The organism is Ferroglobus sp. (genome assembly GCF_015521575.1).
Lineage (GTDB): Archaea > Halobacteriota > Archaeoglobi > Archaeoglobales > Archaeoglobaceae > Ferroglobus.
In genome coordinates this window covers 1-11,329 of sequence record NZ_WANY01000003.1, presented here as the reverse complement: position 1 = coordinate 11,329, position 11,329 = coordinate 1, and the positions used below count along the sequence as shown (strand labels likewise).

Here is an 11,329-nt window from a genome sequence, read left to right as displayed (position 1 = left end):
ATGTAATAATTGGTCCAAGGTGTTTTGGCCATTTATTTGATGAAATTTTCCAGTTTTTTGACAATCCAGACAATCTATTGCAACGTATTAAGGAACTATCTAAATTTGCTGAATGGTTAACGATGTAAATATCTAAGAGCGATCTCATTCATCCAAGTTATTTACAATTATTTCAACGAAAAATCGTTTCATATTTCTTCAGGTTATAACTCGAACGTTTTCGTTCGAATTTGATAAAAATTAAATTACCTTCTTCCGAGACTTTCTGGGGTGGTAGTTTGGAGCCAACAAGGGAGCTGTTGTGGGGAGTTAGCAAGCTCATAGTTTCAGCACACTACTTGGCTTTTCTCGTAGCTCTCGTAATATTTCTGCTCGGATGCTACAGGTGGCTAAAAATAATCTTGTCCGGAAGGAACGACGAGAGAAGGCTTGATAATTTGCCGAAGAGAGTGTGGTGGGTAATAAAAGATGGTCTCTTTTTTGTCAGGCTCGCTTTGAGAGAAGGACAAATGGGGCTAATGCACCTTCTCGTCTTATGGGGCTTCATAATTTTAACGATCGGAACGATTACACTCACGATAGCAGAAAGAGTCACTTCGGAGTTTTTCAGAGGGACTTTCTATTTAATCTTCGAGTTCACGATGGATTTAGCCGGGTTATTCTTAATCCTCGGTCTTGCGATAGCGACAGTGAACAGATACATTTTCAAGCCGAGTAGATTTCAAAAGCCTTGGAAATACGCTAAAGACGACGGAGCGATCCTCGCGTTGCTTATAATAATAGCTCTCCTCGGGTTTATCGTAGAGGCTTTGAGAATTTCTTCCGGACAACCTGCGTTCACAGCCTTTATCGGGGGAATTTTGGCAAACGTAATCCCTTACAGCTCTTCCGCCTATCAAGCGATGTGGATTGTCCACTCACTTCTTGCAATGCTTTTCATAGCAGCAATTCCGTACACTAAGCTCTTCCATGTTGTTGCAGCACCGCTGAACATCCTAACAAGGAGCGAGAGGAGAGGGGGAAGAGAGATACTCGACGAAGAGTACATGGGTGCTATAGAGGCGACGGACCTTCAATGGAGAGATCTGCTTTCGAGCATCGCTTGTATGAGGTGCGGAAGATGCCAAGACAACTGTCCGGCTTTTAACTCTGGAACTACTCTCTCGCCCATGTACCTCATGCAGAATTTGAGAAAAACCCTCAACGACACCTTCGACTTCTTCGGCAGAAAGAAGGAAGAAACGCTTTTACTCGACAGCGTAATTGACATGGATGCCGTTTGGGCTTGTACGACTTGCAAAGCTTGCATGGAGATGTGTCCGATTTACATCGAGCAGATGGAAATAATAGGAGAAGTTAGAAGAGGAGTTGTCGAAAGCGGAGAGGCTCCACCAGACGTGAGGGATATTCTGAACAACATTCAGAAGCAGAGGAACTTATGGGGAGAGGCGAAGTGGAAGAGAGATGCGTGGATGAAGGACATCGACGTTCCTAAAGCAAAAGAAACGGAATTCGAATGGCTTCTCTGGGTGGGGTGTCAAGTCTACGATGCAAAGGCTAAAGAAGTGGCTAAAAAGCTCGTGAGAATACTGAACGAGATAGGAGTAAGCTATGCGGTGCTTGGAAGGGAAGAGGGGTGCTGCGGAAACGAGGCGAGAAGACTCGGAGAAGAGGGGTTGTTCCAGCTGCTGAAAGAAGAAAACACGTCCACCTTTGAGAAGTATGGAGTTGAAAAACTAATAGCCGTCTCCCCCCACTGCTACAACACCTTCAGAAACGAGTACGAGATTAACACTAAATTCGTGCTCGAAGTTATCCTTGAAGCAATAAGGGATGGAAGGCTAAAGTTCAAGAAGGAGATAAACAAGAAGGTGACTTTCCACGATCCCTGCTACCTCGGAAGATGGAACGGAATCTACGATCTTCCGAGAGAAATCCTGAAAAGCATTCCGGGAATCGAACTCGTGGAAATGCCAAGGAACAGAGAAAGATCTTTCTGCTGCGGAGGTGGAGGTGGAAATCTCGTGAGAGAATACCCCGGAGAAGATAGACCAAACAACATAAGGGCGAGGGAGGCAGCAGAAACTGGAGCTGAGATACTGGCTGTGGCTTGCCCGTTCTGTGCGATAATGCTTGAGGACGGAGTTAAAACGCAGAAACTTGACGACAGAATTGAAGTTAAGGATGTGATCGAACTCGTCTACGAAGCAGCCTTCGATTAAGTTTTTATCCCAATTTTTAGCAAATTTTTTCCGTGAAATTAAAGGGTGACGCAAGAGAGATCTACAAAAAAATTGTAAACTATCTGAAAACTGAAGCGAAGGTGAAAGAGGCAGAAGAGGAGTTGAAAAAGTTCGATTTAGTCTCCGATAGAAGGGAAATACTGAAAAGGCAAAAATTCGTGAGAGATCTGATGGAAAAAGCTCGGAAGATTAGCTTCGAAGAGTTGACGAAACTCAGTTACTTCGAATTCAAGAAGAGATTTTTCGAAGACCGATGCTACATCGCTAAAGATGAAGAGGAGTACGAAAAGGCTCTAAAAATAGGGGTTTGCGAAGTTCGTTTCTCCCCAGCTCCTTTTACTCTCCTCTTAAATCACGACATTGAAGCTGAGCCGAAAATAGAGCATCTCGCACCCGAAATTTTCGTCGTACCTCTTCTTCAAAATCTACATTCTTTGAAGCTGCTTTCGGAAATTGAAAAGAGGGTGGAGGGAAAGGAGGAAGTGGCTAAAATTCTCGAAGAAGTTGAAAGGGTTAAAGAGCTGTACGAAAGAGTTAGGGAAGTTGAAGAGTTGGAAACGGCTGTTCACGAAATTCTCGTTCAGCTTAACGAAAGAATAGAGGAAAGGCTTGAAAACGTAAAGATAACTCTAAGTGGAAAGGAAATTCTATCTCTCGCCGAGAAAGCTTTCGAAAAAATAAGGGACGTGATAGAGGAGGAAGTGAAAGCTGCCGAGGAAAAAATCTACGAAAAATTTGGAATCTACGAAAACGTGTTTACGATCAGCTACCCTATCGAAGTAAACGAGGAGAAGTTGAGGGAATTGAAGAAAAAGCTTGAAGAGAAACATGCGATCGATTTTTACCTCGCATGTAGGAGGATCGTTGAAAGGTACGACCTAAAGAGTTTGAATGAGAAAATAAGAAAGTACCGATCGCTGGCACTCTACAAAGCTCTTCAGGATTTCGCCTTTCCGGAAATAGGTGAGGAGCTTAGAATATTCAGAGGAAGAAACCTGTTCATAGACAATCCTCAGCCGATAGATTACTACTTAGATGAGAGAAACAGAATTGCAATACTAACTGGAGCTAACAGCGGAGGAAAAACATCGTTGCTTGAGCTCGTTTGCCAAATTGTGATACTGGCTCACATGGGTTTGCCGGTTAATGCAGAGAGAGCGGAAATACGGGTTTTCGATGAGCTTTTCTTTTTCAAGAGAAAGAAAATGAGTTACGGAAGCGGAGCGTTTGAAAACACGATAAAGGCTTTTGCCAGAGCAATTTCGAGTAAAGGCAGAAAGTTAATTCTCGTAGACGAGTTCGAAGCGATAACAGAGCCGGGTGCGGCGGTTAAAATTCTGAAGAAGATCCTCGAACTCATTCACTCCGCCGGGGACTATGCGATCGTCGTATCTCATCTTGGCGAGGAGCTTTCGAAGCTTGATTTCGTGAGAGTAGACGGAATTGAAGCCGTTGGTTTGGATGAGAACTTCAGATTAATCGTGAACAGACAACCGGTCTTCGGAAAAATAGGAAAAAGCACTCCCGAGCTGATAGTTGAAAAGCTCAGAAGAACATCGAAAGGAAGAGAAAAGGAAGTATACGAGAAGATTGCGGAGGCTTTTTATGATATTCGTCGATGACAGAGAACCGGAAAAAGTTTTCAGAATGCTCGAAGAAGCTGGAGTCGAGTATAAAGTTAGAAGGCTCGAAGTTGGAGACTTCCTTGTCGTTCACGAAAGTCACGAAGTAGCTATCGAAAGAAAAGCTGCCGAAGACTTCGTAAACTCAACGATCGATGGTAGAATTTTTAGGCAGCACTACTTACTCTCCTCAAGGTACAACCTGAGCTTTATATTTATAATCGGCTCGATTGAAGACGTTCTCGCAAGGAGGGAGATTAGGAGAGAGGCAGTTATAGGAGCTTTAATATCTCTGGCTGTGAAAAAAGAAAAGGGGCAGGTAGTTCCAATAGTTTTCGAGAACGAATTCGATTCCATCCTCGCTTTGAAGTATATAGATTCGAAGATTAGAAAAGGAGAGCTGAGAGCTTTTCCGAAAGTGAAGGCTAAAGAAGATTATCAAGTAGCGATGCTAACGGCAATTCCCGGGATTGGTGAGGAGAGAGCGAAAAAACTTCTTAAAAAATTCGGAAGCTTGCAGAGAATCGCCAACGCCTCCCTTTACGAACTCATGAGAGTTGAAGGCATAGGGGAAAAGTACGCGAGAAGAATTTACGATGCTTTTAGAGGGAGAAAAATAAGGTAGAAGTTACGGAACCCATTCCGGTTTAACGCCCCAAGCTATGTCGAAAACCATCGGAAGCAAAAGGTAGCTGAGGACAGTCACGAGAACTATGCCGATAACGTTCAGCAGCAAACCGTTTCTCACCATTTGGGGAACCGTCACATAACCTGTTCCGAAGACTATTGCATTCGGCGGCGTGGCTACCGGAAGCATGAAGGCAAAGCTCGCTGCTATCGTCGCAGGAATCATGAGCGCCCTCGGATCTTCACCCATAGCCAATGCGAATCCAGCCATTATGGGCATCATCAGAGTTGCTATCGCAGTGTTTGACGTCATTTCGGTGAGAAATATCACAAGCGTTACCACTGCAAGAATTACAAGAATCGTTGGTGCACCTTTTAAAAATAAAAGTTGCTCAGCCATCCAGCTTGCAAGTCCAGAGGATGTGAAAGCCTTACTCAACGCTATTCCACCTCCAAAGAGGAGTAGGATGCCCCAAGGAATGTCCTTAGCCTGATCCCAGTCGAGGGCGAACTCTCCTCGTTTTAAGTCCACCGGAATCAGGAAGAGAGCTATTGCAGCCACCATCGCTATGACGTAATCGTTTACGAAAGGAAGATAGGTCGATATTCCGGGAATTATCACTCCTGCTATGTTCTTCGGTTTACTGTTAATCCATGCGAGAGCGGTGAGAACAAAAACGGTAAGAACGATCTTTTCTCCTCTACTCCACGCACCGAGCTTTTCCAGCTCTTTCCTAATTAGCTCCCTTCCTCCGGGGATTTCGCTAATTTCCGGTTTGTTCAGGAAATATACAAGGACGATCCATGTTAAGAGAAGCATTATCGCAGACACGGGAATCCCTACAAAAAGCCAGTCCACAAAAGTTACCTCGGGGGCATTCGGGAAGAGCTTTGGAAGAGTTCCTACGAAAACCGCGTTAGGCGGAGTCCCTATTATCGTCGCAACTCCCCCTATCGATGCTGCATAGGCTATTCCGAGCATTAAAGCAGTACCAAACTTAAATCTGCCAGCTCTGAAGTCAACGTCTTTCAGCTCTCCCTTTTTCTTCAGCTCCTCTCCAACTTTCGCAATGTGCAAAATTATCGATAGACCGATCGGCATCATCATCATCGTCGTAGCGGTATTGGAAATCCACATGCTGAGGAAGGCTGTCGCCACCATAAATCCGAGAATAATCCTCTTTGGGCTCGTGCCTATCGCATTAACTATTATCAATGCAAGCCTCCTGTGGAGGTTCCACTTCATCATAGCCGCTGCGATCATGAAACCTCCCATGAAGAGGAAGATTACTTTCGAAGCGTAATTTGGAGCGACTTCGTTTATCTTGCTAACACCAAGAACTGGCAGGACGACTAAGGGGAGCAAAGCTGTAGCTGGTAGTGGAATAGCTTCTCCGATCCACCACACAGCCATTAGGATTGTCAAAGCGGTGACGCTTTTCATGTCGTTGGCTTTCTTCACAACTTTCTCGTAATTCTCTGGACTTCTCTCTTTGAGGTAAGAGAGAGCTGCTCCAACGTCCTTTACCTTCTTTATCTTGCCCCCTTCGACTTCTGCATATCCAAGCTTCCCAATCTCCGAAACCAGATCCTCCGGAAGTTTGGAGTTTTTCAGTGCCGACTCTACAAACGTAGCGGGAGTTGGCATGATGATCACAGATAAGAATAGCAGAATTCCAAGGAACAATGAGACTTTTTGCCTTTTAGTGTACCTATGCTTGATTTCGTGCTTCTGAGTTAAGACGTCTCCTATTCCTCCCTCTTCCAAATCCCTCTCAGCCTTTTCCTCAAAACCCATGGAGACTTCTTTCCGGGACTTTATTTAAATTGTTTGCTTTAATAAAATTAACTAATAATTATTTGAAATAGAGAGCTAAGATAAAGCTTACGGAATCAACCCTCCACGACGAGCGGCACGATTTTTCTTTCCTTGACCTTCACCAACCCCCTATTACTAATTTTCAACTCTGGCAAAGTCACGAAAGTTAGGAAGTAGAGTACATTCAGGGGATTTTCGAATTCAAAGCCATCTCTCTTTAAAACTTCGTTCAGTTTTTCAAGCTTGCGAACGACATCGCCAACATCGTTACTCATAACCCCTCCGTAGGGTAACTTCAATTCCACGGTGGTTTTTCCGGAATAGATAATTCCTCCGCCCAATTTTATGAGGTCGTTTGTAGTCTTAACGATCTCATCGTAATCTCTGCCCATCGTTAAAATATTGTACTCGTCGAAGTTGAAAGTCGAAGAGACTACTCCCTCCATCTCAAGGTTTTCGATAAAACCGATAACTACTCTGTTGCCTCTAAATCTATCAACAAGAACGACCTTGCAGAAGTCCTCCACCTCTCCATCCTTCACCTCCACCTCTTTTACGACCTCCTTCGTCACGCTTTCGGTAACGAGGCGCATCATCCTGATTTTAACGTTTCCATCAGCGTTAATCTTCAAATCTTCTCTCTCGATCTTCTCGACGTTCATCACGGTGTAGGGTTCGTCTTCTGTCCTCGCCTCTTTCGGAATCTTTCCACCGACGAAGACCTTTGCTACTTCAAACTTTTCAAAGTTCTTCAGCAAAACTATATCAGCATACCTTGGAGGAGCTATCACGCCGAGATCCCTCTCCATTCCGTAGTATTTTGCCGGATTTACAGTAATCATCCTCAGTACTTCCATCGGATCCAAGCCGAGTTCAACAGCCTTTCTCGCTATTGAATCCATGTAGCCTTCCACGAGTTTCTTTGGATCGACACCGTCTGATACAAGGGAAATCCAAGATTTATCAACGTTTTTTACCTCCCTAATTATGCTCAGATCGCTCCTTATCGATCCCTCCCTGACCATTAGATGCAAGCCGCTCTTAAGCTTCTCCAGAGCCTCTTCTGGGATTATTGCCTCGTGGCAGGAACTTGCGATAGTTGAATAGGCTTGTAATTTATTTCTCTTAGCTCCGGCGGTGTGTCCGAGGATTACAAGGTTCTTTTCCATGGCGAAATCGATCTTTTTCAGAATCTGCTCGTCTAATGCGATAACTCCGCTCCAAGATAGAACTTCACCCATTCCGACCAAAAGCTCTCCGGCTATTTTGGCGAGTTCCTCATAGCTCAGCTCAAAGTTCACATCTTCAACAGCTGGGTCTTGGGGGAATATGTAAGGGATATTTATATAGATCCTCGCCGGGCATTCCTTCGCCCACTTGACGAAGAGCTTGAATCCTTCTACTCCCAGAGCATTCAAAGCTGCATCGCACTCGGAAAACATCGTCGTCGTTCCGTGCTTAACTGCCAAGCTTGAATACTCTGGGAGGGTCAAGTAAAAGTCCGGATGCGCATGAGCGTCGATGAAGCCGGGAACTGCATAAAGCCCTTTTGCGTCAAAAACTTCGTAAGCTTCAACTTTTTCACCCACAAGAGCTATCCTATCACCCTTAACTGCAATACTTCCTTCATAAATTTCTCCGGTTACAACATCCACAATGTTGCAGTTTTCAATTAGAAGATCCGCTTTTTCTCTTCCCATCGCAACACTTATCAGATTTCGATAAACTTGGGAGAGCTTGCTTCCGATCATGCCAACACCCTCCAGAAATTGCTGCGAAAAAATATAGAAATTTCGAATTTTTCAGAAATTCACTTTACAAACCTTTATAAATTATTAATTCTTAACTTTATGGATGATAGTTAAAACCGCCTGCGAGCTTTGCGCATGGAGCTGCGGAATGGATGTGGAAGTCGAAAAAGGAAGAATAACGAGAGTTAAGGGAATGAAAGAGCACCCCCTCAATTTTGGAAGACTTTGTCCAAAAGGAAGCGTTGCTCCCGATTACATCTACTCCAGAGAGAGAATCACGTATCCAATGGTTAAGGAGGGAAACAAGTTGAAGAAAGTCGACTGGGATTACGCTATGGAACTCGTGACCGAAAATTTGAAGGAGGTAAGAGAGGAAAACCCGAAGTACTTCGCCACGATAATCGGAATGCCAATTCTTCTTGGCGGTTCATCTACTGTTGGTTTTATAAGAAGGTTCATGGACGTCTACGGCACACCGAACTGCTTCTCTCCGGAAAGCATGTGTTACAGGCATCAGATCATAGGTTACATTCTCACCATCGGAAAGTTCAACGTAGCTGAGGTGGATAACGCTAATTGCATAATCGTCTGGGCTCACAATCCTCATGCTTCAAAACCCCCCTTAGCTTGGAGAATAGAGAAAGCCAAAGAAAGAGGAGCGAAGCTTATAGTGATTGATCCGAGAAAAACCAAGGTTGCGAAGATTGCCGACATACATGCCGCTGTTAGACCCGGCAGCGACATCTACTTAGCTTTAGGGTTGATGAAAGTTATTATTGAAGAAGAGCTTTACGACAAAGAATTCGTCTCAAATTACTGCGTTGGCTTTGAAGAGTTGAAAAATCACGTAGCAAAGTATTCTTTAGAGGAAATAGCGGAAAAAACCTGGGTTGATGTAGAAACGATTATCGAGATAGCAAGAACATTCGCAACAACAAAGCCGGCATGTATAGTTCAAGGGGTAAACGCCTTGGATCAGGTTCCGACCGGTGTGCAGAATTCAAGAAGTGTAGCTATCCTCCACGCTTTAACTGGGAACATCGACGTAAAAGGGGGATTCGTTAGAGCTGCAAGAGTTCACACAAGAAATCTCAGGCTCGTGGAAATGCTAAATGATGTCCCCCTCGGAATAAAGGAGCATCCCCTATTCTACCAAGTCTGGGAAACTCATCTTGGCGAAGGGCAGGGGATGTACTTATACGATGCTGTTCTCGAAGGAAAGCCGTATCCGATTAAAAGCATTTTTGTTGCCGGCTCAAATCCTGCTCTAACCTGGCCAAACTCGAATAAAGTCGTGGAGATGCTGAAGAAGGTGGAATTTCTGGCGGTTATGGATATGTTCATGACGGAAACAGCAAAATATGCAGATGTTTTCTTACCTGCCGCCTCTTTCCTCGAAAGGTACGAACTTGTCGACTACTACAGCGTGATATTCGGAATCCCCTACATGATGCTGAGGAAGAAAGTTATCGAGCCTCTCGGAGAAGCGAAAAGTGACGTCGAGTTCTGGCTTGAACTTGCAAAGAAGATGGGATTCAAGAATTACTTCCCATGGAAGAATGTTGAAGAAGTTCTGAATTACGTTTTAGAACCCACCGGCTACTCCTTCGAAGATCTGAACGAAAAATACCCTTCGGGAGTTTGGACTGGAGAAGTGAAGTACGAGGAGTACAAGAAGAGGGGATTCAAGACTCCAAGTAAAAAAGTGGAAATTTACTCGGAAACTCTGAAAAACCTTGGCTACGACCCGATTCCAACACCAAAAGAGCCGAGCGAGAGTCCGTACAGCGAAAAAGTCAAAGAATACCCATTGATTTTAACAACCGGTGCAAGAGATGTCTACTACACCCACTCTCAAATGAGAAACGTGGAAAAGATGCGGAAAATTCTTCCGGAAGCTTACGTTGAGATAAATCCGAAGACGGCTGAGAAATTCGGAGTGAAAGATGGAGACAAGGTTATCGTCAGGACTGAAAGGGGAAGCATAATCGTTAGAGCTAAGGTTACCGAGGACATTGCACCCGGGGTTATTAACATCCCTCACGGCTGGAGCGAAGGAAACGTGAATGTTCTAACTTCAAACAAACCCGGAGATCCAATTTCCGGATGTCCGGAGCTAAAAGCACTGCTCGCGAGGAAGGAATGATGTTCAAAGCGTTGATTTTCGATTTCGAAGGAACTCTCGTTAATTTCGCTTGGGATTTAGACAAGGCTGTGAAAGAGGCAAAGAGCGTTCTTGAAGAGAGGGGAGTTAAGATCGAGAGTGACAACTATGCCGAAATATATAACTTCGTAGCATCATTTTATCCATCCTTAATTTCTCTGATCGACCGAATATACGACAAATACGATTTACAGGCTCTTGAGAAGTGGAAGCTTAAGGAAGGTGTTAAGGAAGTTCTCGAAAAGATAGGAGTTAAAAAGGCGATAGTTTCCAACATAAGCAAAGACGTTTTGAGAGATGCGTTGGAGAGATTTCACATAGGCAGCTGCTTCGAAGTGGTTATAGGAAGAAGAGACGTCCCTCTTTTGAAGCCATCGCCAGTAGGGATATTCAAAGCAATTGAATCTCTTAAAACCAATAAAAAGGATGTTCTCTTCGTAGGGGACAGCAGATCAGATGTGGAAGCTTGTAAAAAAGCCGGAATTAAAATTGCTGTCTTGGAAGGAGAAAATAAACTTTCGGAGCTCGACGCTGATTACAAGTTGAACTCCTTTTCCGATATACTTTCCCTGCCCATCCAAGGTTTGTAAAGGTCGTTCTCCACCCCAAGAAGGTCGAGAGCTCTCCCCACCGTGTGATTTACGATGTCGTCCAAACTCCTCGGTTTCGAGTAAAAAGCCGGAACGGGAGGATAGATTACAGCTCCTAAATCCGAAAGCTTGGCGAGCATTCTCAAATGACCAGAGTGGAGCGGGGTCTCCCTCACAACGAGGACGAGTTTTCTTTTCTCTTTCAAAGTCACGTCCGCAGCCCTGATTATCAAGTTGTAACTGAAGCTGTTCGCTATAGCTGAAGCAGTTTTGATCGAACAAGGAATTACGATCATGCCGTCGTGCTTGAAACTTCCGCTTGCGATCGGAGCCGTGAAATCCATGTAGTCGTAGCAGAAATCTGCCAATCCTTCAACGTAATCTACGCTGTATTCCGTCTCTATCTCTATGTTCTCCTTAGCAGCAGGAGAAATTATGAGATGCGTTTCCACATCCGTTTTATTTAAGTATTCGAGGAGTCTTATTCCGTAAATCTGCCCGGATGCTCCGGTT

At 44.4% G+C, this 11,329-nt stretch carries 8 protein-coding genes; 5 read left to right on the top strand and 3 right to left on the bottom strand.

What is annotated here, in order from left to right:
- Positions 1-278: 278 nt before the first annotated feature.
- Genes F7C14_RS00175 through F7C14_RS00165 form a run of 3 tightly spaced genes read left to right on the top strand, consistent with a single transcriptional unit; the run spans position 279 to position 4,490 of the window.
- Positions 279-2,222: a heterodisulfide reductase-related iron-sulfur binding cluster gene (locus F7C14_RS00175; RefSeq protein WP_290898283.1), complete on the top strand. Its 1,944-nt coding sequence runs from the start codon at positions 279-281 to the stop codon at positions 2,220-2,222.
- Positions 2,223-2,254: 32 nt separating this feature from the next.
- On the top strand, positions 2,255-3,865 hold the full coding sequence (locus F7C14_RS00170; protein WP_290898280.1) for a hypothetical protein: 1,611 nt from the start codon (positions 2,255-2,257) through the stop codon (positions 3,863-3,865).
- Positions 3,849-4,490, top strand: coding sequence for an ERCC4 domain-containing protein (locus F7C14_RS00165; RefSeq protein WP_290898277.1), 642 nt, complete (start codon positions 3,849-3,851; stop codon positions 4,488-4,490). Before F7C14_RS00170 ends, F7C14_RS00165 begins: the two co-directional genes overlap by 17 nt.
- 3 nt (positions 4,491-4,493) lie before the next feature.
- Here F7C14_RS00165 and F7C14_RS00160 read toward each other — a convergent pair whose 3' ends face one another.
- Together F7C14_RS00160 and F7C14_RS00155 are read right to left on the bottom strand one after the other, a co-directional pair.
- Entirely contained in the window at positions 4,494-6,290 is a 1,797-nt protein-coding gene (locus F7C14_RS00160) for an SLC13 family permease (protein WP_290898275.1), read from the bottom strand.
- A 95-nt stretch (positions 6,291-6,385) separates the two neighbouring features.
- A complete protein-coding gene (locus F7C14_RS00155; protein WP_290898272.1) occupies positions 6,386-8,062 on the bottom strand; it encodes an adenine deaminase C-terminal domain-containing protein in 1,677 nt (558 codons plus the stop codon).
- A 103-nt stretch (positions 8,063-8,165) separates the two neighbouring features.
- Here F7C14_RS00155 and F7C14_RS00150 point away from each other — a divergent pair, with 103 nt between their 5' ends.
- Positions 8,166-10,208, top strand: a complete 2,043-nt coding sequence (locus F7C14_RS00150; RefSeq protein ID WP_290898269.1) for a molybdopterin-dependent oxidoreductase — start codon at positions 8,166-8,168, stop codon at positions 10,206-10,208.
- A complete protein-coding gene (locus F7C14_RS00145) occupies positions 10,208-10,816 on the top strand; it encodes an HAD family hydrolase (RefSeq protein WP_290898266.1) in 609 nt (202 codons plus the stop codon). Before F7C14_RS00150 ends, F7C14_RS00145 begins: the two co-directional genes overlap by 1 nt.
- On the opposite strand, the gene F7C14_RS00140 is transcribed toward F7C14_RS00145, so the two are convergent.
- Positions 10,762-11,329: UbiX family flavin prenyltransferase (locus F7C14_RS00140; protein ID WP_290898263.1), on the bottom strand; the 568-nt coding region annotated here is incomplete at its 5' end. The genes F7C14_RS00145 and F7C14_RS00140 overlap by 55 nt on opposite strands.

Excerpts from the sequence above, each read along its gene's own strand:
- F7C14_RS00165 (WP_290898277.1), top strand. The coding sequence starts at position 3,849 with ATGATATTCGTCGATGACAGAGAACCGGAAAAAGTTTTCAGAATGCTC.
- F7C14_RS00150 (WP_290898269.1), top strand. The coding sequence starts at position 8,166 with ATGATAGTTAAAACCGCCTGCGAGCTTTGCGCATGGAGCTGCGGAATG.
- F7C14_RS00155 (WP_290898272.1), bottom strand. The coding sequence starts at position 8,062 with ATGATCGGAAGCAAGCTCTCCCAAGTTTATCGAAATCTGATAAGTGTT.
- F7C14_RS00160 (WP_290898275.1), bottom strand. The coding sequence starts at position 6,290 with ATGGGTTTTGAGGAAAAGGCTGAGAGGGATTTGGAAGAGGGAGGAATA.
- F7C14_RS00145 (WP_290898266.1), top strand. The coding sequence starts at position 10,208 with ATGTTCAAAGCGTTGATTTTCGATTTCGAAGGAACTCTCGTTAATTTC.